Origin of the sequence: Streptomyces swartbergensis, from assembly GCF_002148965.1 — a bacterium.
Classification (GTDB): Bacteria; Actinomycetota; Actinomycetes; order Streptomycetales; family Streptomycetaceae; genus Streptomyces; species Streptomyces swartbergensis.
The window spans coordinates 16,450-39,850 of record NZ_NGFN01000032.1 but is presented as its reverse complement, the minus strand read 5'-3'; the positions used below and the strand labels follow the sequence as shown (position 1 = coordinate 39,850).

Below are 23,401 nucleotides of genomic sequence, written 5' to 3'. Positions count from 1 at the left end.
GCCCTGGACGGTGTGACCCGCCCGCCCGGCTGGATCCCCGACCCGGAGCACTTCCTACGGCACACCCGCGAGCCCGTCCGCTTCGACGAGGCGTTGCGCGGCATCGGCGCCGAGCGGCCCGACGTACTGCTGGAGATCGGGCCGCACACCACCCTCAGCGGTCTGGCGCGCCGGGCACTGCCCGACGTACGGGCCCTGCCGTCCCTGCGGCGTGGCACCGGGCTCGGTGCCCTCTGGGATGCGGCCGTGGGGCTGCACTGCGTGGGAGCGGACGTCGCCTGGGAGACGCTCCTGGCCGGCAGCGGCGGTCGACGCATCCCGCTGCCCGGATACCGATTCCAGCACCAGGACCACTGGACGGGGCCGGCGCCGACGGTCCGCAGCACGGGAACATCAGCGAGCAAGGGAGCCGAAGTGGTTCAGCAAGAGGCAGCGGTCGCACGAGTACTGCACAGCGTCGTCGAGGCGACCGCCCGGCATCTCGGCGAGGATCCGTCGGCGATCGCCGGCGACGCGAACTTCTTCGACCTCGGCGCCGACTCGTTGCAGATGATCAGCGTGCTGCGCGAACTGGAGCAGGAGCACCAGGTCAAGGTCACCATGCGGCAGTTGCTGGAGGAGACGGGCACGCCGCGACGGCTCGCGGAGTTCATCGTGGCGCGTATGCCGGACGCGGGCATCACGGCGGTGGGCACCACGGAGGCGGGCGCATCGCAACCACGCGCCGCTGCCGAACTCGAACCCGAACCCGAGCCTGAGGCTGCCCCGCCTGCGCCTGCGCCTGCGCCTGCGCCTGCGCCTGCGCCTGCGCCCGCGCCCGCGCCCGCCACGACTCCCGTACCCGCCCCGGCCGCCGCCGGCGCCCCGGCCCCGGAGTACGCGACCCGCGAGGAGCTGGAGGACCTGGCCCACAAGATCCAGCAGATGTCCCGGATACAGCTCCAGATGATGTCCCAGCTCTCCCAGCTGCTCGCGCTCCAGACGGCCTCGGTGACGGACCGGCTCAACGGCAGGGTGACCAAGTGAGCGGGCTGAATGGCATATCCGCCGAACTGGACCGTGACCTGGCGGCGATGGAGGAACTCTCCCAGCGGATCACCGAACAGATCGGCGAAGGAACTCCCGACCCGGATCAGCGGTCCCCGGAACCGGCGCGCGCCCACGGCCCCCGCGTGTCGGTCGCGAGAAACTCCGGCATGGTGCGGGACGCCTCCCCGCACACCCAGCAGGAGCATCTGGACGACCTCGTACGCCGCTACACCGCCAGGACCCCCACCTCCAAGCAGATCGCCCAGCGCTACCGCCGAGTCCTGGCCGACAGCCGTGCCGTCGTCGGCTTCCGCAGCGGCACGAAGGAGATGCTGTACCCGATCGCGGGCCGCCGGGCGAGTGGGGCGCGGCTGGAGGACGTCGACGGCAACGAGTACGTCGACATCACCATGGGCTTCGGCGTCCTCCTCTTCGGCCACGAGCCGGACTTCGTCACCGAGGCCGTGCGCGAGCACCTGTCCCGCGGTATCCAGCTCGGCCCCCGCACCGTGGAGACCGGCGAGGCGGCCGAACTCCTCGCCGAACTCACCGGCCTGGAGCGGGTGGCCTTCGCCAACTCCGGCACGGAGGCGAACTCGGCGGCCATCCGCCTGGCCCGCGCCGCCACCGGCCGCGACAAGATCGTCACCTTCCTGGGCGCGTACCACGGGCACGCCGACAACGTCCTCGGCCGCGCCTCGGGCAGCGGCGCCGAACAGATCACCGTGCCCGTCTCCCGGGGCATCCCGCAGGCCGCCGTCTCGGATCTGCTGGTCCTCGAATACGGCAGCGACACCGCCCTGGAGGCGATCACCCGGCACGCCGACGACATCGCGGCGGTCGTCGTGGAGCCGGTGCAGAGCAGGCACCCCTCGCTCCAACCAGCCGAGTTCGTACGCAGGTTGCGGGAGCTGACCCGCCGCCACGGCATCGTGCTGCTCTTCGACGAGATGCTGACCGGTTTCCGCCCGGCCCTGCGCGGCGCGCAGGAGCTGTACGGCGTGACCCCGGACCTCGCCACCTACGGCAAGCTCCTCGGCGGCGGCTTTCCCATCGGTGCCATCGCGGGCCGCGCCGACATCATGGACGGCGTCGACGGCGGCTACTGGTCGTACGGCGACGACAGTTACCCGCCCGCCGACACGACGTTCTTCGGCGGTACGTACATCCAGCACCCGGTGTCGATGGTCGCCGCCCGCGCCGTCCTCACCCACCTCAAGGAGCACAGTCCGCACTTCCAGGAGCGACTGAACGCGCGTACCGCGGAACTCGCCGCGACACTCAACGGCTTCTTCGAGGCCGAGGAGTACCCGCTGCGGATGACCCACTTCGGCTCCCAGTTCCGCTTCGAGCACCGGGCCGACATGGAGCTCCTCTACCACCACCTGATGCTGCGCGGCGTGCACGTCTGGGAGTGGCGCAACTTCTTCCTGTCCACGGCCCACTCGGACGGCGACATCGAGTTCGTGGCCGACGCCGTACGGGACTCGCTGCGCGAGCTGCGGTCGGCGGGGTTCTTCCCGGGCGGGCGGTCCGTGGCGCCGAAGGCCACACCCCCGGCACCGGCACCGACCGCACCGGCACCGACCGCGCCGGCACCGACCGCGCCGGTGCCTGCCGCGCCTGTGGCGTCCATGGCGTGGAACGCCGCGGCGGTTGCCGCCCCGGCAACGGCACCGGTGAAGGACATCGCCCAGCGGGTCCCCGACTTCAGCGTCTACTTCTTCGGCGACTACCCACAGGACGCCTCGGCGCCCCGACACGGCCAGTACGAACTCCTGATGGAGGTCGCCCGGTTCGCCGACCGGCACGGTTTTCATGCGCTGTGGATGCCCGAGCGCCACTTCCACTCCTTCGGCGGCCTGTTCCCCAACCCGGCGGTGCTCGCGGCCGCGCTGTCCCGCGAGACCGAGCGCATCCGTCTCAACGCCGGCTCCGTCGTCCTGCCCCTCCACGACCCCATCCGCGTCGCGGAGGAGTGGTCGATGGTCGACAACCTCTCCGGCGGGCGCGTCGGTATCGGTGTCGCCAGCGGCTGGAGCTCCAAGGACTTCGCCTTCTTCCCGGACCGTTTCGGCCGGCACAAGGAGCTGATGTTCGAACAGCTGGAGGAGGTGCGCAGGTTCTGGCGCGGGGAGGCGGTGCGCCGCACCACCGGTGACGGCGAGAGCGCCGACCTGCGTCTCTTCCCACGGCCGGTGCAGGACGATCCGCCCATGTACACCGCGGTGGTCGGCAACCCCGCCTCGTACGAACTGGCCGCCCGGCACGGCCTGGGCATCGTCACCAACCTGATGACCCAGAGCGTCGAACAGCTCCGGGAGAACATCGCCCGCTACCGGAGTGCACGGGCCCGGCACGGCCTGGACCCGGACGCCGGGCGGGTGGCCGTCCTGCTGCACACCTACCTCGCGGAGGACCACGACACCGCGAGGACGGAGGCGTACGAACCCCTCTCCCGCTACATGCGCGCGTCCCTGTCCCTGTTCAGCGGCGTCACCAACAGCCTCGGGCACAGCGTCGATCTGGCCGCGCTCAGCGAGGACGATCTGGAGGCCGTGTTCCGCCGCGCCTACGGCCGCTACTGCGACCAGCGCGCCCTGATCGGCACGGTGGACAGTGTCCGCCCGGTCGTGGACGCGGTGACCGCGGCGGGTGCCGATGAGGTCGTGGCGCTCGTCGACTTCGGTGTCGCACCCGACGAGCTGCGCTCGGGCCTTCCCCGCCTGGACGCACTGCGGCGCCACTACCGCCGGCCGTCCACTGCAGACCCCGCCTCCACTGACGCCCCCTTGTCGCCCGGTCAGGAGCGGATCTGGTTCCTGGAGCGCCTGCTCCCGGGGCGTACCGCCTACAACGAGGTCAAGGCGGTCCGTCTCGACGGCCCCCTCGACGTACCCGCCCTGCGCGCGGCACTCCGCGGCCTCGTCGCCCGGCACGAGGGCCTGCGCACCGTGTTCCGGGAGACCGGCGGTGAGCCGCGTCAGCTGGTACGGGCATCCGCCGAGCCCGACTTCGAGGTCGTGGACGGCACCGGCAACCCCCGGACCATCCTCCAGGACATCCTTGCGGCCGAGAGCGCTCGCCGCTTCGACCTGGCGGAAGGCCCGCTGTTCGTCACCCGGCTCGTCAGGCTCGCCGAGGCGGAGCACGTCCTCGTCCTGTCCCTGCACCACATCGTGGTCGACGCGGCCTCGGCAACCATCCTCGCCCGCGACCTGTCCGCCCTCTACCGGGCCGAACGCGACGGCACCACCGCCGGCCTTCCGGCCCTCGACTGGAGCTGTGCCCAGCACGCGAGGGAACAGGCGGCGTCGGCGAACAGCCCCGAGGCCGAAGCGGACCTGGCTCACTGGCGCCGCGCCCTCGGCGGCGATCTGCCCGTCCTCGCCCTGCCCACCGACCGGCCGCGCCCGTCGCCGATGACGTCCAACGGCCGGGCGGCATTTCACACGCTCGACCCCGAACTCTCCCGCAGGCTGCGCGAGTTGAGCCGGAACCGCCGCAGCACCCTGTTCATGACGCTGCTCGCCGGGTACGCGGCGATGCTGCACAGGATCACCGGGCAGACGGACATCGTCGTCGGCACCCCGATCTCGGACCGGCCCGAGCGGGCCGAGCACGTGCTCGGGTTCTTCGTGAACACCCTCGCGCTGCGCTTCGACCTGTCCGGCGACCCGGAGTTCACCACGCTGCTGGACCGCGTGCGCTCGGTTGCCCTCGACGCGTACGACCACGCGCGCGTGCCGTTCGAGAAGGTCGTGCGGGAACTCGCCCCGGTCCGTGCGGTCGACCGGACGCCGGTGTTCCAGACGTTCGCCGAGTTCCAGCGTGCGGAACCCTTCCGTTTCGACCTGCCCGGTATCGAGGCCACACCCCTCGACGTGGGTCCGGACAAGGCGCTGACGGACCTCACCGTCTACTTCACCGACCAGCCGCAGGGCATCCGCTGCCATCTGGAGTACAACACCGACCTGTTCGACCAGCACACCGTCGAGGGGTTCTTCGCCACCTTCCGGGACCTGCTCACCGCCGCGGTCGACACTCCCGAGGCGCCCCTGTCGCGGCTCGCCCCGGCCGCCGTCGAGACCGCCGCCGATGGGGAGCCCGTACCGCGGTCCTGGCAACGCGGCCCGGCGCGCCCGCCCGCGGACACGACCGTCCACGCTCTCGTCGCCCGGCAGGCAGCCGCGCGACCGGACAGTACGGCCGTGATCAGCGGCGACAGCCGCCTCACGTACCGCGAACTGGACGCGCGCGCCGGGCAATTGGCAGCAGTCCTGCGCGAGCGGCAGACCACAACCGACGACGACGCCGACGTGGTGGCCCTGTGGCTGCCACGCTCCGCCGACCTCGTCGTCGCCATGCTCGCCGCGCTCAAGGCGGGCCGCGGCTATGTGCCGCTCGACCCGTCCCTGGGGCGGGCACGCGCCGAGCAGATCATCGCCGAGTGCGGGGCCCGCACTGTGGTGTCCACGTACGACGAGGCAGCCGCGCTGAACCTGCCCGGGCACGTGACTGTCGTACCGGCGGACGCGACCGGCCGCACCGCCCCGCACGCCACCACGCCCGCCCTCGATACCCGGTCCGCGTGCTGCGTCCTGTACACCTCGGGCAGCACCGGCACCCCCAAGGGGGTCGTGCTGACGCACCGCGGTGTGGTCGACCTGTGTGAGTGGCAGCACCGGCGCTTCGCCTTCACCCCGGCCGACCGCAGCGCCGTGGTGTGCAGCCAGAGCTTCGACGCCTCGGTCCTGGAGATCTGGCCGGCGCTGACCGCGGGAGCGTCGGTCACGATCGCCGGCGAGGAACTGCGTAGGGATCCGCTCGCCCTGGCCCGGTGGTACACCGAGCAGGGCGTCACCTTCTCGATCCTCCCGACCGCCCTGGGCGAACAAGTACTCCGCCTGCCCCCGGCAGATCAGCCACCACTGCGTCACCTGCTGCTCGGTGGCGACGTCCTGCGCACCCGCCCGCGGCCCGAGGCGCCGTACGAGACGGTGAACGTGTACGGACCCACCGAGGTCACCGTCCTGTGCACCACCGAGACCGTGTCCCCGCGGGAGCAGGAACCCGCCCGTCCCATCGCGCTGGGGCGTCCGGTCGACAACGTGACGCTGAGCGTGCTCGACACCGCCGGCAGACCGGTGCCCGTGGGCACGACGGGGGAGTTGTACGTCGGCGGCCCCGGGGTCGCGCGCGGCTATCTGCACCGCCCCGAACTCACCGAGGAACGTTTCCTGCCGGACCCCGACGGTGGCCCGGACGCCCGCAGGTACCGCACCGGCGACCTGGTCCGCTGGAACGGCGACGGAAAACTTGAGTTCCGCGGCCGTGCCGACGACCAGGTCAAGATCCGTGGCTTCCGGGTCGAGCCGGAGGAGGTCTCCCGCGTGCTCAACGCCCTGGACGGCGTGCGCGAGGCGGCCGTGCTGGCCCGCCGCAACGACCGGGGAGAGGCGTATCTGGCGGTCTACGCCGTCCCCGCCGACCCGGTCGGTGCCTCAACCGACGACCGGCAGGCGTTCGCCGACCTCCTGGCCGAGGAACTGGCCGCCCGGCTCCCGGAGTACCTGGTGCCGCGTGCCTGGCGGATCCCGACCGCCCTGCCCCTGACGGGCAACGGCAAGCTGGACCGCACGGCGCTGCCGGCGCCCGACCTCGTCACCACGGCACCGGGCCGCAGGCAGAGCGGCTCCGGCGGGGACCGGGCGTCCGGCCGCCGCGCTGACATCGAACGGCGCGTACGACGCCTGTGGGCAGCCGAGTTCGGCATCGACGCCGACACCGTCACGGCCGACACCTCCTTCTTCGACCTGGGCGGCCACTCGATCACCGCGATGCGGCTGGTCAACCAGGTCCGGGAGGAGTTCGGCACCGAGTATCCGATGCTGAGCTTCTACCAGGAGCCGACGCTGGGGGCCATGACGACCCACCTGGCCGGAACGCGCGCGGGGACGACGCCGAGCCCGTCGGCCGAGACCGAGATCGAGACGGAGATCGCGACCGAGACGGAGACCGAGATCGCGACCGAGACGGAGATGGCGACCGAGACGGAGATCGCGACCGAGGCCGACGGCCCCGGCACGGTGGAGCGCAGGGCACCCGCCACCGCCCAGCAGTCCCGCTTCGCCACGGTGCACGCCGAACACCCCCTCCCGCAGGTCTTCAACGTCGCCCTGCGGATCACCCTCTCCGGAGAGCTGGACATCGCGGCCCTGCGCACCGCCCTGACCCAGCTCGTCGAACGGCACGAGGGACTGCGGACCCGACTGGCCCGCAGCGGGAACGGCTGGGAGCAGGAGATACTGCGCCCCGGCCCGGTTCAGCTGCCGCAGGAGGACCTCACCGCACGCCCCGAGCACGAGCGGCAACGAGCCCTGGACCAGGCGAGCACCCGGGCCGCCGAAACCCCCGTCGACCCCACCCGCGGCACACCGATGTCCCTGCGGCTGCTGCGCACCGGCGAGCGCACCTGGGTGCTGCTCCTCGTCCTGCACCACTCCGCCTGCGACGGGTGGTCCGTCAGCCTGCTGCTGAAGGAACTGGCCGCGCTCTACGGCTCCGCACTGCGGGGAGAGCCCCACACCCTGCCGCCCGTGCAGTGCCAGCCGGCCCAGTACGCCCGTTGGCAGCGGGAACAGGCCGACGGGTCCAGCGACGAACGCAAGCTGGACTTCTGGCTGCGCGAGCTCGACGGCGTGCCGTTCACGGTCGGCCTGCCCCTGGACCGGCCCCGGCCCGAGCAGCCGAGCGGCCGGGGCGGCGCCGTGATGTTCACCGTCCCCGCCGAGGTGCGCTCTGCCGTCGAACGTCTCGCGCGGCAGCGGGGCACGACGCCGTTCGTGGTCACCGCGGCCGCCCTGGGCCGGCTGCTCGCGCAGAAGTCCGGGCAGGCCGACGTGGTGTTCAACATCTCCTACGCCAATCGTGAGCGCCGCGCGTTCGAATCCCTGCTGGCCTGCACGATCTCCGGTTTCGCGCTGCCGGTGCGGGGCGGCGCGGCCGGTCCGTTCGCCGTCCTGACGGACCGCGTCGCCCGTACGGCGGTGGAGTGCATGGACCAGGCCATGCCGGTGCGCCGGATCGCCCCCGCGTTGCAGGAGCGCACGGGCGTCGAGGTGCCGGACCGGCTGGACGTCGGCTTCGCATACCAGAGCTCCCTGGACGCCGAGGTGGAACTGCCCGGCCTGACCACGGCCGTCGAGGACCTGGCCCCCGCCGCGTCCCGCACGTTGCTCACCTTCGGTCTCGTCCCGGCCGGTGACGAACTGAAGGGCTTCGTCGAGTACTCGGCCGACCTGTGGGACCGCTCCACGATCGAGGCCTGGACCGGCGACTACGTCGACCTCCTGCGCGAGGAGACCGACCGGGCACTCGGGCACTGAGCCCTGTCCGTGACGCCGCCCCCAGGCGGTCGGCGTCACGGACAGCCACGCCGGACCCTGGGACGCACGCCGGACCCTGGGACGCACAACTGGTCATCCGTCCCGGCACATTGACAGGTCCGGACCAACGCGGCACGCTCTGAGAGCGCTCTCACCCCTTCCCGGATCGGCCACATGTCGAACGGAGACAGAGCATGTTACGCACTCTCAGACGCAGTCTCACGGCTGTCGGGCTGTCCCTCGCGACGGCCCTGACCAGCTCACTTCTCGTGACCGGAGCGAGTACGCCGACCCACGCCGCCGTCCCGGCGACGATCCCCCTGAAGATCACCAACAACTCGGCCCGCGGCGAGCAGGTGTACATCTACAACCTCGGCACCGAACTGTCGACCGGACGGCAGGGCTGGGCCGACGCGAACGGCACGTTCCATCCTTGGCCGGCGGGCGGCAACCCGCCGACTCCCGCCCCCGACGCATCGATCCCGGGTCCGGCCGCGGGCCAGTCGACAACGATCCGCATGCCGAAGTTCTCCGGCCGCGTCTACTTCTCCTACGGTCAGAAACTGGTGTTCAGACTCACCACCGGCGGCCTGGTCCAGCCCGCCGTACAGAACCCGGCCGACCCCAACCGGAACATCCTGTTCAACTGGTCGGAGTACACCCTCAACGACGCGGGCCTGTGGATCAACAGCACACAGGTCGACATGTTCTCCGCACCGTACGCGGTGGGAGTGCAGCGGGCCGACGGAACCACCGCGTCCACCGGCCGCCTCAAGCCCGGCGGCTACCAGGGCTTCTTCAACGCCCTCAGAGGACAGCCCGGAGGCTGGGCCAACCTGATCCAGACCCGCCCCGACGGCACCGTACTGCGCGCCCTGTCCCCGCTGTACGGCCTGGAGACGGGCGCACTGCCGCCCACCGTCATGGACGACTACATCAACCGCGTCTGGCAGAAGTACTCCACCTCCACCCTGACGGTCACCCCGTTCGCCGACCGGCCGGGCATCAGGTACTACGGCCGGGTCTCCGGCAACGTCATGCGCTTCACCGACAGCGCCGGCGCCACCGTCACCAGCTTCGAAAAGCCGGACGCCTCCTCGGTCTTCGGCTGCCACAGAAAGCTCGACGCGCCGAACGACCAGGTCCGCGGCCCGATCTCACGCACCCTGTGCGCCGGCTTCAACCGCTCCACCCTGCTGACCAACCCCCAGCAGCCCGACTCCAGCGCCGACGCCTTCTACAAGGACAACGTCACCAACCACTACGCCCGCAAGATCCACGCCCAGATGGCCGACGGCAAGGCGTACGCCTTCGCTTTCGACGACGTGGGCCACCACGAGTCCCTCGTGCACGACGGCAACCCGCGCCAGGCCTACCTCACCCTCGACCCCCTCAACTGACGACGCTCCTCCCGCAGCCGCCGGCACCGCCATCGAATCGCGGTGCCGGCGGCAACCGCACACTGCGGTACGGCAGCCGCACGCTGGCGCTGACGGCGACCGCGCTGGGAGTGGTCGCGACACCCGTGCCCGCCGCGGCCGAGGAACAGCCCACCGCGGAGCAGGTCATGGCCGACTGTGGGTCCGGGGAAGGCAAATGCACCGTCAACTCCCCACGCACCGGCCGGGCTTACCTCGGCGAGCCCCGCCGGCTCTCCGAACTGCTCTACAACTGCACCGGCTCGCCCGCCTCCCAGTCGATGTCCTGGGCCGACACCGTGGGCTCCTCCCACTCGGTGGGCGGCTCGGTCACGGTGGGCGGAGGCATCGAAGGCGTCCGCACGGCCAGTGTGACCGCGACGTACAACTACACGTGGCAGAGCTCGCACACGGAGACGAGCTCGTTCACCGTGAACGTCCGTCGAGCCCGGAGAAGTCGGCTGGATCTCCCGCGCCCAGGTGATGCAGCAGACAACCGGCAATCACCGGCCCGGCCCCGAGCGGCACGGACGGCAAGCACAGCGCGGTCGTGGTCAAGTCCCGCAAGATGACGACCGAGGAAAAGAAGCTGTGCACCACCGGCTCCACCCAGGACGAGCTGTTCACCCGCAGCAGCTGATCCCGCCGCCTCCGCGAGGGGCGACGAGCCAGGCAGTGAGCGAGAGCGAGTTGTGCGACGCCGTCGGCACCCAGGGGCGCCGACGGCCGTCCACCGCGTCCTGCGTCGGCAAGCAGGCCACGTCGGCCTGGCTTGGCCGCGGCCGCACTGACTCCCCCCGCATCGCCGGGGATGTCATTCAGCGCGCCGTCCACACTGATGACGCGCCGTCAGCTGCTGGCGTTTTCCGGCTGTGCCTCGGCGTCGGGCGCAGCCGTCGTCTCCGACGCGGGGGTGGTGTAGAAGACGGACCGACCCTGCTTGGTGCGTTCGGCCTGGCTCTTGGCGACCAGAGCCTCGAGCGTGACGCGCACGACCTTGGTCGCGATGTCGCGATCGGGGTGAGCCTGGTTGAGCGCTGCGGAGACCTCCGCAGCGGAGCGTGGTTCCTTCTGCTCGGCGAGGTGCCGGCGAATGAGTTCGACCAGGGTGGTCTGGGCCGCCTGCGTGGCACCCGCGGCCTTGGCCTCGGGCTTTCCGGCTGCCTTCGCGGGACCCGCGGCCTTGGCTTCGGGCTTTCCGGCTGCCTTCTTCCGCGGACGGGTGGTGGACTTGCGTGCCTTCTGCTTCCCCTCGGGCGTGGCGCCGGCCTTCTTCCGCCGTGGCGAGGGCACCGTGGCGCTCTGATTCTCGGCAGCAGGCTCGGCCGTGGCCGCTTCGATCGTGGCCGCTTCGATGCCGAGTGCCTGCCGCATGTTCACCAGCACGGTGTGGTCACGCTGCAGGGCGGCGAGCTGCTCCTGCAGTGCGGCGATGTCCGCACTGATCCGTTCCTGCTCCTTGAGGTTCGCCTCCAGGTCGCCGGTCACCTGGGCGATGTACTGCGATGCCAGTTCGGTGGCGGGAGTTGTTGTCTCGGGCATGGTGCTGACCTTTCCTCGGCGTGTGGCCGTGCTGCGGGTGAAGCTCCTCTGGGGCGAGGTCTCGGCCGGCCTGGCAGGACATCGCTCGTGCCACAGGGTGCCTTCGTGTAGAGATAGTACGGACAAGCGGAGCCGGGTGTTCGCACCGAGTTGTCTCAGGCGCCCGCCGTCGGCCTCGATGTGGTGGTGTCAGGGTGCCAACACGGCAGTAAGCGGATATGAGTTCGTGCCTGCGGCCCGAAGTGGGTGAAGCATGTACTGCTGTCGCTCCCGTCCCATAACCTCGTGCAGAGGGATGTCAGATGCCATGTGCGGGGACACTGGGAGGCGATGGTGTTCGGAAGGACCACGCGGTTGCTCGCGGGCGCCATGACCGTGGTCTGCATGCTGCTCGTCGGCCCCAGCGCACCAGGCGGTGCGGTCTTCGGCAGGTCACTGCCCATCGCTGCCGTCAGGGATGTCGTACCGAACCGGGTCATGACATGGAACATCTGCAATCCCTGCGAGGTGAGCAACGTCGACCGGGCGGCGGAGATCGCCGCGTACGCGCCGCAGGTCATCGGTCTGCAGGAAGCGTGCGTGCGTGACGTCGAGAGGATCCGGGACTATCTGGAGAGCCTTCACGGGCTGGTTTACCACGTCGAGTACGGGATGGTTCTTCAGGACTGGGGACGCTGCGGGGGACTGCCGTGGAGTCCGGGGGCCTTCGGCCAGGCAATTCTCTCGGCGGCGCCGATGTCGGACCGCGTCCACGTGGAATATCCCGACGGCGGATCCGAGGACCGTGGGTACATGGCAGTCACGACCACGGTGGGCGGCCAGCGGGTGCGCGTCTTCAACACACACCTCGCCCAACGACGTCAGGAAGAAGTCCGGGCGGACCAGACGGCGGTACTGGCGACAGAAGTAGCCCGGCACGACCGCGCCATCGTTCTCGGCGATTTCAACGCCGTGCCGGATGCTCCCGAACTCACCCGGATATGGGCACTGGCCGCGGATACAGACCCTCAGTGTCGTCCCTCGCCCGCCGGCACTTGTGAGGCGACCACCGACTGGCACCTCAGGTTCGACTACATCTTCCTGCGAGGCATCGCCCCGCTCAGGCACCGCGTGCAACCCACCGCGTCCTCAGACCACCATCTGCTGCACACCGACGTGGCCTCGAGTCAGAGGGTTTCCTGGAGTCCCTCGCGACCACGCCTGGACAACGGGGCGCCTCCCCGCAGTTCGAGGTGACCGGTGACATTGCCGGTCCGCGCGCGGGTGCCGGTCCCTGAGAGTGGCACGGCCAGCCCGATGGCGGTGCCCACCGCGGGCACGCGGCGCACTCCCCAGGTCCCGCGTGCCCGTGGCACGAGTCGCCGCCATGACAGAGAGGACGACTCGTCGTGCGACTCCATCCCCACACCGACTCACCCACCCGTCCCTCCGGCTCCCTCCGGCGCCGGACCGGGCGACTGGCCGGCACCGCCGCGGCGCTCGCCGTCCTCGTCGGCCTCGGGCCCCTGGCCGGTCCGGGGGCCCACGCCGCCGACAACCCCTACGAGCGAGGCCCGGCCCCCACCACATCCAGCATCGAGGCGCTGCGCGGCCCGTACGCCGTGTCGCAGACGTCCGTCTCCTCACTGTCCGTCACGGGATTCGGCGGCGGCACCATCTACTACCCGACGAGCACCAGCGACGGCACCTTCGGCGCGGTGGCCATCTCACCCGGCTACACCGCCTACGAGTCCTCCATCGCCTGGCTGGGACCGCGCCTGGCCTCGCAGGGCTTCGTGGTGTTCACCATCGACACGCTCACCACCGTCGACCAGCCCGACTCCCGAGGACGTCAGCTCCTGGCCGCCCTGGACCACCTCACCGAGCGCAGCTCGGTGCGCGGCCGCGTCGACGCCTCCCGCCTCGGCGTCATGGGCCACTCGATGGGCGGCGGCGGCAGCCTGGAGGCCGCCAAGTCGCGCCCCGGGCTCCAGGCGGCGATCCCGCTGACCCCGTGGAACCTCGACAAGACCTGGCCCGAGGTCACCACACCCACCCTGATCATCGGAGCCGACGGAGACACCATCGCCCCCGTCGCGTCCCACGCCGAACCCTTCTACTCGAGCCTGTCCTCCTCGCTCGACCGGGGCTACCTGGAGCTGAACTCGGCGACGCACTTCACGCCCAACTCGTCGAACACGACGATCGCGAAGTACAGCATTTCCTGGCTCAAGCGGTTCATCGACAACGACACCCGCTACGAGCAGTTCCTGTGTCCGCTGCCCCGGCCGAGCCTGACCATCGAGGAGTACCGGGGGAACTGCCCGCACGGTTCCTGACACCCCGCGTCCCGGGTTGCGCAGCCGCGGCAGCGAGGGGGACCAGCGGCGGACGCGCGCGACGCCTCCGCCGCCGGTGTCGTGCCTGGGCACGGCCGAGACGACCGGCCGTTGGGCGCCGGCACAGTCCGTCCACCGCCCGTGCCCGGCCAACGCGCAGGTGAAGCCGCAGATGTGCGCGCGAGGATGCGCGGACGTCAGCCTTCCGGTCTTCACTACGCGCAAGTAACCTCCCCGGAATGAACGGAGACGGAAGCCGTGCGCGAACGGCTCTCCCCATCGGGGGCCGGAACGGACGAGACAGCGCCGAGCCGGCCGCCGCGGACCGCGGCCGTGCCGCACTCGCGCGCGGGAGGCGGCAGTTGTTCGACGGGCCGGTGGGCGACGCCCGCGCATCCCTGCTGCTGGCCGCGTCCCTGCTGGCCGCCGACGCCCCGGACAGGGCCGAGGTCGCCCGCCTCTCCGCCGCGGACGCCGCATGGGCGACGGGCGACGTCACCCTCTGTCTGAGCACCCTCGACGGCACGGACACCCCGGGGCGTGCAGGCGGGTACGCCGGACTGGGCACCGTCCCCGCCAAGGCCTCCGCGGACCAGGACGGTGCCTCGACGACCGGACGAGACACCGACCACCCGCCATCGCCCGACACCACGGACGTCACTGTTCCTCCGACTGAGAGTCGCCCGCCCGAGCCGCCCGGCGGGCCGGGGCCGGGGCCGCGGTGGGCCCGCGACGCATTCGTGCGGGACTATCGCGACGGCATGCGAGCCCTGCTGGCCCGGCATCCTGACCGCGCCGCCGGACCGCTGCGGCGCGTGCTGGACCAGGCGCGCACCGACGGCCGGACGGACCGCCTGCTGCGGGCCGCGGCAGCGGCCCTGCTGCTCGGGGACGTCCACGCGGCCCGCGCCGCCGGGGCCCGCGCCCTCGCGGCCGCCCGCGACGCGGACTGCCCCGCGGCCGAGGCCCGGGCCCTGGAGTACCTGGCCTACGGCGAACTGCGCGCCGGCTGCCACGCGCAGGCACGCACCCACGCCGAGGAGGGCGTCCGGGCCGCGTTGGCGGCCGGGTACCGCAACACGGCCGCGAGCCACCACGCGATGCTCGCCCTGGCGGCCTCGATCGAGGGGGACACCGCCACGGTCGCGCGCCACGCCTCGGTGGCCCTGACCACCGCACGCCGTCACGGCCTGGCCCAGACGGCGACCCTCGCGGAGTGGGCCACCGCCCGCGCCGACCTGGCCCGCGGACGTCCCCTGGACGCCTACGACCGGCTCGGCCCGCTCGTCGGGCCCGGCCCCCGGCGCGGCCACTTCGCCGTGTGGATGCTGGCCCTCCCCTGCTACGTGGAGGCCGCGGTGCTGGCCGGACACCCCCAGGACGCGAGTACCGTCCTCGCCGACCTCGCCCAGTGGGCGGCCTTCGGTGTCGACCCGCACGCACCGGCCCAGCTCGCCCGCTGCCGTGCCCTGCTCGCCCCCGATGACCGCGTCGGCGACCTCTACCTGCGGGCGCTGGCCCTGCACGACGAGAGGGGCGGCGACTTCGAACGTGCCCGCACCGAGCTCCTCTACGGCCGGTGGCTGCGGCGGCGGCGCCACTTGCGCGAGGCCCGGAGCCGGCTCGGAGCCGCCCTGGTCGGCTTCGAGCGCTGCGGCGCCGGCGCCTGGGCCGACCAGGCGCGGGGCGAGCTGCGCGCCAACGGAGCCGCGTCCGTGACGGAGGCGGCGGGAGGGCTGTCGCGGCTGACGCCCCAGCAACTGCGGATCGTACGGTACGTGGCCGAGGGCGCCACCAACCGGGAGGTGGCCCAGCGGCTGGCCGTCAGCACCCGCACGGTCGACTACCACCTGCGCAATGTCTTCGCCGCCCTGGGTGTGCGGTCCCGCATGGAACTGGCCCGCTTGGTCGACCAGGAGAGCCGCTGAGCCCTCGGCAGGGAGGGAGGCCTGCCTCAGCGGCCCGCACGGAGGAGTCCGGGCGACCCGCCCGGCGGAATCCCGGTGGTCGGCCTGGTGGGGATCTCGGCGGTCTGCCTGGAGGCGTTTCCGGCGGCCTGCCCGGAGGGGACCCGGCGGCCTGCCCGGAGGAGGTCCCGGCGGCCCGCCCGGGGGGAATCCGGTCCGCCCGGGCGGGATCTCAGTGGTCTGCCTGGAGGGGTCCTCGGCGGTCCGCCTGGAGGGGATCTCAGTGGTCTGCCTGGAGGGGTCCTCGGCGGTCCGCCCGGAGGGGACCTCAGCGGTCTGCCGGGCGGGGATCTTGGCAACGGTCCGCCTTGGAGGCGCTTCCGGCGGCCTGCCCGAAGACGTTCTCGGCGTTCTGCCCGGAGACGTTCCTGGTGGTCCGCCCGGCGAGGTCCCCGGCGTCCCGGCCGGAGGCGTTCCCGGCGGTCCGCCCGGAGGCGTTCCCGGCGGTCCGCCCGGAGGCGTTCCCGGCGGTCCGCCCGGAAAAGACCGCCGCACGACTCTGGGGACCGACCGGACGGTATGCCATTCTTCGGTGCAGGACGATTTGGGTGGCGAGGGCCGCACGGGCACCGCACCCGCCGGAGGCCACCGAGGCCGCCCGGCGTCGGAGCACTGCCGGGAAGCCGGAGTTGGGGGAGGACCGCGATGCATCCTGCCGCACGCACACGCGCGACGTTCCGCACCGGGCCGATGCCCGTCCCGCGGCCGCGGACACGACGCATCCGGTCGCTGATCGACGCCGACGCGCTGCGCGTCCTGCACCGGGCGGCCCGCATCCTGCTCGACGACCTGCCGGAGCTGACCGACCGGCTGCTGGCGGTCCTGCGCGAGCAGGAGCCGGCGTACCGGAGCGCGCTGGAGAACGACCACGCAGGCACCTGGCAGGAGGTGTACCGCTCGTTGCGGCACAGCGTGACCTCGCTGCTCGACCCGCGCGGCACCCGCGAGGCCGCCCACCGCTGCACATGGCGGATCGGCGTCGCCCGGGCCGAGCAGGGGCTGCCGCTGGACGCCCTGCTGCACGCGTTCCGGCTGGGCGGGTCCCTGGTGTGGCAGCGGCTGGTCGAGGAGACCTCCCGCTCGGAGCCCGAGGATGTCCGGCTCCTGGTGCACGTGGCCACCGACGTGTGGAACTTCGTCGACGAGCACTGCACCCTCGTGGCGGACGCCTACCGGCAAGCCGAACGGCAGCAGGCGTGGCGGCGCGAGAACCGGGTGCGGCTGCTGGCGGCGGCCCTCCTCGACGGCACGAGCCGGATCGCCGACCTGCCGGAGACCGCCGAGGAGCTCGGCCTGCCGGAGCACGGCCGGTACGTGGTCGTCGCGGTCGCCGGCGGCCGGCCACAGGACTCCACAGGCGTCCGGGCCACCACCGTCCTACCCGGCACGAGCGCGTACTGGCACTCAGGAGCGGAAGTGGACTACGGCATCGTCCCGGTCGGCGACGAGGGCGACCGCGACGCCGTGGCAGCCCTGGCCCTGCCCGCCGACGGTGCGGCCGGGTACCGCGTCGGCGTCGGCAGCGCCGTGACGGGGCTCGCGGCCGTCGGCGACGCCCGGCGCCTGGCCGACCTGGCCCTGAGCATCTGCCCGCCCGAGGGCGGCACGGTGCGGCTCACCGAGCACCTGCCCGAGGCGCTGGTCGTCTCCTGCCCGGAGCTCGAGGCGTCCCTCACCGAGCAGGTGCTCGGCCCCCTGCTGCGGCTGGATCCGGCCGACCGGGACGTACTGCTGGACACCCTGGCCGCCTGGTTCGCCTGCGAGGGCTCCGCCCAGCGCGCAGGTGAACGCCTCTACTGCCACCGCAACACCGTCCTGAACCGGCTGCGCCGCTGCGAGCAGCTCATCGGCCGCTCCCTGGCGCGCCCGCTCGACGTGGTGGAGATCGGCCTCGCCCTTACGGCGCGCCGGCTGCCGCGCGGCTGACCGACATCCCGGGGGCCGCTGCCGAGCGGCCTGCGGGTCACCGCGACCGGCTTCCGCGCCCGGGTCACGCGCACGCCTCGTACCGTCTCCGTGCCACCTCACAGCGCTTCCGGACCAACCGGCACCGAGGCTCCGGAGCCGACCACCGCACGCGCACCTCCTCATGGCGGTGCGCAGTGCCGCCACCACCGGTCGGTGTCCCGTCCCCGGCACTCTGCCCGGCCGCTCCCCCTGGGCAGCCGCACAATCCCCGCCGACCCGCGTTGGGACCACGCAGCCACCCCGACCGAACACCTGTACCGCGCGCCCGGGCCCGTGCTGTCGTGGGCTGCCCTTCCCCCGAAGAACCCGTGCCCCAGGCACGGACCCGAGGAGCCGTGATGCCCGAAGCACCACCGGACGAGGAGCCCGCCCTGCGCGTGGAGGGCCTCGACGTGACCTACGGCCGCGCCCTGTCCGCCCTTCGTTCCGTGTCCCTGACCGTCCCGCACGGCACGGTCGTCGCCCTGCTCGGCGCCAACGGCGCGGGTAAGACGACCCTGCTGCGGGCGGTGTCGGGCACCCTGCGCCTGCACCGCGGCGCGGTCACGGCCGGCCGTATCCGCTACGGCGTCACAGAGCTCGACGGGCGCGACCCGGTCGCCGCGGTGCGCGCCGGAGTCGTCCAGGTCCCCGAGGGCCGCCGGGTCTTCGCCGGGCTCACCGTCGAGGAGAACCTGCGCTCCGGCGGCCTCGGCCTCGGACGGCGCCGCCCGGCCCAGGTCGCCGAGGCCCGGGACCGGGTCTTCACGCTCTTCCCGCGCCTGGCCGAACGCACCCGGCAGGCCGCCGGGCTCCTCTCCGGCGGTGAGCAGCAGATGCTCGCCATCGGCCGGGCCCTGATGGCCGCGCCCCGCCTGCTCCTGCTCGACGAACCCTCCCTCGGCCTCGCCCCGCAGATGGTCTACCGGATCGCCGAGGTCGTCCGCGAGATCAACGCCCAGGGCACCGCCGTCCTGCTCGWCGAGCAGRACGCGGGCATGGCGCTGTCCCTCGCCGACACCGCCCACGTCCTGGAGGTCGGCGAGGTCCGGCTGTCCGGGCCCGCCGACGAACTGGCCCGCACGGACGCCGTACGGCGCCTGTACCTGGGCGAGACCACAGACCCCACGGAGGCAAAAGAAACCACGAAGACAACAGAAACCACGAAGACAAAAGAAACCACGAAGACAACAGAAACCACGAACACCACGAAGACCACGGACGCCGGCGAGATCACCAGAGCCGCCGGAACCACCGAGGGGCAGGGAGCCGCGTGACCACCCGCACCACCGCACCACCCCCGCTCACCGTGACGGACGTGACCGTCCGGTTCGCCGGACTCACCGCCCTGGACGCGGTGTCCTTCACCGTCACCCCGGGCTCCGTCCACGCGCTCATCGGACCCAACGGAGCGGGCAAGTCCACCTGCTTCAACGTCCTGTCGGGGCTGTGCCGCCCGGCCACGGGCACCGTACGGCTCGGGGACGCCGACCTCACCCGGCTCGCCCCCCACCGCATAGCCGCCCTCGGCGTCGCCCGCACCTTCCAGAACATCGTCACCACCCGGGGCACGGTCGCCGACAACCTGCTGCTCGGCCGCCACGCCCTGTCCCGGGCCGGCTTCACCGCCAGCGCACTGCGCCTGCCGCACGCGCGGCGCGAACAGCGCGAACAACTCGCCCGGGCCTGTGAGGCAGCCGAACTCACCGGCCTGGGACCGCACTTCGACAGCCCCGTCGCCCTGCTCTCCTACGGCGACCGCAAGCGCGTGGAGTTCGCCCGCGCCCTGTGCCTGGAGCCCAGCGTCCTTCTGCTGGACGAGCCGGTCGCCGGAATGAACGCGGCCGAACGCGCCCGCACCGTGGAGGTCGTGCAGGCCGTACGCGCGGAACTCGGCCTGTCCGTGGTGCTGGTGGAGCACGACATGGGTCTGGTGATGCGCCTCGCCGACGAGGTCACCGTCCTCGACTTCGGCCGCGTCATCGCGCACGGCACCCCGGACGAGGTCCGCCGCGACCCGGAGGTGCTGCGCGCCTACCTGGGCACCGGGGCCGAAACGGAGGACGCGGCATGACCACCTTCCTGGACACCCTCTTCAACGGCCTCGCCCTCGGCGCGGTCTACGCCCTCGTCGCCCTCGGCTTCGTCATCATCTTCAAGGCCTCCGGCGTCATGAACTTCGCCCACGGCTCACTGCTCCTGCTCGGCGGTTACCTCACGGCCGTACTCCACGACGACCTCGGCTTCGCCGGAGCCCTCGCCGTGGCCGTCCTGGTCACCGCGGCCGTGGCCGGCGCCATGGACCGCTTCCTGCTCCGGGCCGGCGGGACGGACCCGCACGCCGCCCACGTGCAGACCATCGTCACCATCGGCGTCGACATCGTCATCCTCACCGACCTCTCGCGACGCATCGGCGGCGACCTGCTCTCGCTCGGCGACCCCTGGGGCGACTCGGTCAGCGGGCTGGGGCCGGTGACCGTCGCCGACAGCCGGATCGCCGCGATCGTCGTCTCCACCGTGGTCATCGCCGGTGTCTTCGCCCTGTTCCGGTACACGTCCTGGGGCCTGTCGCTGCGCGCCTCGGCCGAGGACGTCGAGGCGGCCGCCCTGATGGGCGTACGGCTGGTGCGCATCCGCACCCTCGCCTGGTGCCTGGCCGGCGCGCTGGCGGCCCTCGCGGCGGTCTTCCTCGCCGCGTTCCCCGCACCCGGCCTGGAGCGCACCACGGGGCAGATCGCCCTGAAGGCGTTCCCGGCGGCGATCCTCGGCGGGATGGCCTCGCCGCCCGGCGCCCTCGCGGGCAGCCTGCTGATCGGCCTGACCGAGGCGCTCGTCGCGGGCTATCAGTCCGACCTGCACATCCTGGGGGAGGGGTTCGGCGACGTCGCTCCCTACGCGGTGATGGTGCTGGTGCTGCTCGTGCGGCCCACCGGGCTGTTCGGCGGAAAGGCGGCGGTCCGTGTCTGAGCGACTCTCCCGCGCCCGCGCCGTCCGTCTCGGCTGGACCTTCGCGGCCGTCACCGTCCTGTGTGCCCTGCCCTTCTACCTCGACGCGTTCTGGCTGCGCATCGGACTGTTCTCGATGGCGGCGGCCGTCGGCGCGGTGGGCCTGGGCCTGCTGACCGGCACCGCCGGCCAACTCTCCCTCGGCCACGCCTTCTTCCTGGCCGTGGGCGCGTACGGCTACGTATGGCTGGCCGGTGAGCCCGGACCCGGGCTGCCGACCGCCGTCGCCGCCGTGCTCGCGGTCCTGCTCGCCGGGGCGGCCGGCGGACTCTTCAGCCCCGTCGCCGGCCGGGTGCGCGGCATCTACCTCGGCGTCGCCACCCTGGCCCTGGTCTTCCTCGGGCACCACGTCCTGCTCACGGCGGACTCCGTCACCGGCGGCTTCAACGGCCGCTCGGTGCCGCCCCTGGAAGTGGGCGGCTTCTCCTTCTCCTCCGACTCCGACCTGACCTTGCTGGGCGTGCCGTTCGGTGCCGAGGAACGGCTGTGGTACCTGGGCCTCGCGCTGTTCGCGGTCACCTGGTTCACCGCCTGCGGACTGCTCCGCGGCCGTCCCGGACGCGCCCTGGTGGCGCTGCGCGACAGCGAGACGGCGGCCGCCGTGATGGGCGTCGACGTCTCCCGCTACCGCTCGGCGGCCTTCGTGGTCTCGTCGATGTACGCGGGCCTCGCCGGGGTGATGCTCGCCCTCGCCTTCCGCCGCGTCGTGCCCGACTACTTCGGCCTCGTCCTGTCGGTCGACTACCTCGCCATGATCGTCATCGGCGGGCTGGGCTCGGTGGCCGGAGCCACCGCCGGTGCCGTCTTCGTCACCGCGCTGCCCCTGCTGATGACCCGATACGCCGACCAACTGCCGCTGGTGGCCGCCCCCGGCACCACCGACGGCGCGGTCGGCCCCACCGAGGCGGCCCGCTACCTCTACGGAGCGGCGATCGTCCTGACCTTGCTGTTCGCCCCCGACGGACTGCACGGACTGGTCCGGCGCCTGCGCGCCCGCCTGCGCCACCGCCTGACCGCCCCGCCGCCCGCCGACACCGCCTCCCCGTCCCAACCGCCCACGTCAGCCGTACGAGCCAAGGAGCCCACCCCGTGAAGTCCTCGCACCACAAGCACCGGACACACCACAAGCACGGTGCCCCGCGCACCACGCCGCTCCTGGCCGCGGCCCTCGCGGCCCTGCTGCTCGCGGGCACCGGCTGCAGCTCCAAGGCGGACTCCTCCGGGAGCGCCGACAAGGGCGCCGACGGCGTCAAGACCGGTCCCGGAGTGACCGACAAGACCATCAGGCTCGGTGCCCTCACCGACCTGACCGGCCCCTACGCGACCCTGGGCAAGAGCATCGTGCAGGCCCAGCAGATGTGGGCGGACGAGGTCAACGCCCGTGGCGGCATCTGCGACCGGCGCGTCGAGATCGTCGTCAAGGATCACGGCTACGACGTCCAGAAGGCCGTCACCGCCTACGCCGACATCTCGGCGGACGTCGTGGCACTGCCCCAGGTCATCGGCTCGCCCGTGATGGCCGCGCTGCTCGACGACATCGAGCGGGACAAAGTGCTGACCTTCCCGCAGGCCTGGGCGGCCTCCCTGCTCGACCGGGACTCCGTGCAGGTCCTCGGCACCACCTACGACATCGACATGATCGCCGCGGTCGACTTCCTCACCCGCACCAAGGGGTTGGGCAAGGGCGACACGATCGGCCACGTCTACTTCGAGGGCGACTACGGCGCGAACGCCCTCGAGGGCTCGCAGTGGGCCGCGAAGAAGGCGGGCCTGAAGGTCGTCGGACAGAAGATCAAGGCCACCGACACCGACCTGTCCGCGCAGGTCTCGGCCCTGCGCAAGGAGGGCGTCAAGGCGATCCTGATCAGCGCCGGACCGGCCCAGACCGCCTCCCTGGTCGGGGTCGCGGCCTCCCGCGGCCTGAAGGTACCCGTCGTCAGCAGCGCCCCCGGCTACGCCCCGCAGTTGATGAAGACACCGGCCGCACCCGCCCTCGCCGCCCTGCTGAACGTGGTCAGCGCCGCGCCCGCGGTCAGCTCCGACCTGGCCGGGGTACGCAAGATGGTCGCCGCCTACAAGAAGAAGTACCCGGGCTCCCTGATCGACTCCGGTGTGCTTTCCGGCTACAACGCCGCCCAGTTGATGGGCACCGCCCTGAAGCGGGCCTGCGAGGACGGCAGTCTCACCCGCGAGGACGTGGTCAAGGCCCACCGCTCCCAGTCGAACGTCGACGTCGGCCTCGGCACCGCGCAGAACTTCTCCGACAAGGCACAGCCGGCCGGCACGTCGACCTACGTGCACAAGCCGGACGCCAAGGCGGTCGGCGCCGCGGTGAACGTGGAGGACGCGCACACCGCGCCGGGCGTCAAGGAGTACCTCGCCTCTCGGAACCAGTGACCTCGTTGCCCCGGGGTCCGGGGCCGCGCCGACCGGGGCATACCCGGAACTGATGGAGTGGCCGTATCGGGGTACCTGCGTCGGCATGGCACTGGAAAATGATCACGCTGAGTCCGTACGAGCCCTGCGGCAACTGGGCAGGATGCGCAGGTTCTACGCCGGAGGTTCGGTCCTGTGGGGTGCTGCGGCCGCATCGGCGGGATGGGACGAACCTGGAAGCCGGCCGATGTGGGTATCGGTCGTCTTCCTGGTGGTCTTCGTCGCTCTGCTGTCCATGACATCCCTGTGGCTGTGGCGTCAGCAAGCTGCCTGTTCGGGTGAGCCTGTGCGCCATGCCGCTCCGCGCAGGGGTGCCTGGCGTCACCACGCCAGCGCTTGAACGGACACCG

Annotated in this window: 13 protein-coding genes and 1 pseudogene; 12 read left to right on the top strand and 2 right to left on the bottom strand. The window is 72.2% G+C overall.

Annotation, left to right across the window (positions count from 1 at the left end):
- The 3 genes from CA983_RS08235 to CA983_RS08225 all read left to right on the top strand — a co-directional run.
- Positions 1 to 1,026 (top strand): phosphopantetheine-binding protein (locus tag CA983_RS08235; RefSeq protein ID WP_244206733.1); only part of this gene is annotated, 1,026 nt, incomplete at its 5' end.
- The gene (locus tag CA983_RS08230; RefSeq protein ID WP_086600209.1) at positions 1,023 to 8,417 is read left to right on the top strand and encodes a non-ribosomal peptide synthetase; all 7,395 of its coding nucleotides are present in this window, start codon (positions 1,023 to 1,025) and stop codon (positions 8,415 to 8,417) included. The genes CA983_RS08235 and CA983_RS08230, both read left to right, overlap by 4 nt.
- A 194-nt stretch (positions 8,418 to 8,611) precedes the next feature.
- Complete coding sequence (locus CA983_RS08225; RefSeq protein ID WP_086600208.1) at positions 8,612 to 9,817, top strand: glycoside hydrolase family 64 protein; 1,206 nt, start codon at positions 8,612 to 8,614, stop codon at positions 9,815 to 9,817.
- Positions 9,818 to 10,684: 867 nt separating this feature from the next.
- Here CA983_RS08225 and CA983_RS08215 read toward each other — a convergent pair.
- Positions 10,685 to 11,377, bottom strand: coding sequence for a hypothetical protein (locus CA983_RS08215; protein WP_086600207.1), 693 nt, complete (start codon positions 11,375 to 11,377; stop codon positions 10,685 to 10,687).
- Between the two features lie 384 nt (positions 11,378 to 11,761).
- On the opposite strand from CA983_RS08215, the gene CA983_RS08210 reads away from it, so the two are divergent.
- From CA983_RS08210 to CA983_RS08200, 3 genes and pseudogenes are all read left to right on the top strand, one after another.
- Entirely contained in the window at positions 11,762 to 12,613 is an 852-nt protein-coding gene (locus CA983_RS08210; protein WP_244206731.1) for an endonuclease/exonuclease/phosphatase family protein, read from the top strand.
- Between the two features lie 152 nt (positions 12,614 to 12,765).
- A complete protein-coding gene (gene bdeA / locus CA983_RS08205) occupies positions 12,766 to 13,695 on the top strand; it encodes a bis(hydroxyethyl) terephthalate hydrolase (protein ID WP_086600205.1) in 930 nt (309 codons plus the stop codon).
- 323 nt (positions 13,696 to 14,018) lie between these two features.
- Positions 14,019 to 15,623, top strand: a pseudogene (locus CA983_RS08200) (helix-turn-helix transcriptional regulator); the annotation flags it as partial.
- 307 nt (positions 15,624 to 15,930) lie between these two features.
- On the opposite strand, the gene CA983_RS46170 reads toward CA983_RS08200, so the two are convergent.
- A complete protein-coding gene (locus CA983_RS46170) occupies positions 15,931 to 16,188 on the bottom strand; it encodes a hypothetical protein (RefSeq protein ID WP_158101846.1) in 258 nt (85 codons plus the stop codon).
- Between the two features lie 119 nt (positions 16,189 to 16,307).
- Between CA983_RS46170 and CA983_RS08190 the strand changes: the two genes are divergently transcribed.
- From CA983_RS08190 to CA983_RS08165, 6 genes are all read left to right on the top strand, one after another.
- Positions 16,308 to 17,588 (top strand): PucR family transcriptional regulator, encoded by a 1,281-nt coding sequence (locus tag CA983_RS08190; RefSeq protein ID WP_086600202.1) that lies wholly within the window; start codon positions 16,308 to 16,310, stop codon positions 17,586 to 17,588.
- Between the two features lie 380 nt (positions 17,589 to 17,968).
- Positions 17,969 to 18,886 (top strand): ABC transporter ATP-binding protein, encoded by a 918-nt coding sequence (locus CA983_RS08185; protein ID WP_244206729.1) that lies wholly within the window; start codon positions 17,969 to 17,971, stop codon positions 18,884 to 18,886.
- Positions 18,883 to 19,683 carry an ABC transporter ATP-binding protein gene (locus tag CA983_RS08180; RefSeq protein ID WP_086600201.1) on the top strand — a complete coding sequence of 267 codons (801 nt, stop codon included), beginning with the start codon at positions 18,883 to 18,885 and terminating at the stop codon, positions 19,681 to 19,683. The genes CA983_RS08185 and CA983_RS08180 overlap by 4 nt, the downstream gene beginning before the upstream one ends.
- Complete coding sequence (locus tag CA983_RS08175; protein ID WP_086600200.1) at positions 19,680 to 20,576, top strand: branched-chain amino acid ABC transporter permease; 897 nt, start codon at positions 19,680 to 19,682, stop codon at positions 20,574 to 20,576. Before CA983_RS08180 ends, CA983_RS08175 begins: the two co-directional genes overlap by 4 nt.
- Positions 20,569 to 21,708 carry a branched-chain amino acid ABC transporter permease gene (locus tag CA983_RS08170; RefSeq protein WP_425276429.1) on the top strand — a complete coding sequence of 380 codons (1,140 nt, stop codon included), beginning with the start codon at positions 20,569 to 20,571 and terminating at the stop codon, positions 21,706 to 21,708. Before CA983_RS08175 ends, CA983_RS08170 begins: the two co-directional genes overlap by 8 nt.
- Complete coding sequence (locus CA983_RS08165) at positions 21,705 to 23,012, top strand: ABC transporter substrate-binding protein (protein WP_086600199.1); 1,308 nt, start codon at positions 21,705 to 21,707, stop codon at positions 23,010 to 23,012. The genes CA983_RS08170 and CA983_RS08165 overlap by 4 nt, the downstream gene beginning before the upstream one ends.
- Positions 23,013 to 23,401: the final 389 nt, after the last annotated feature.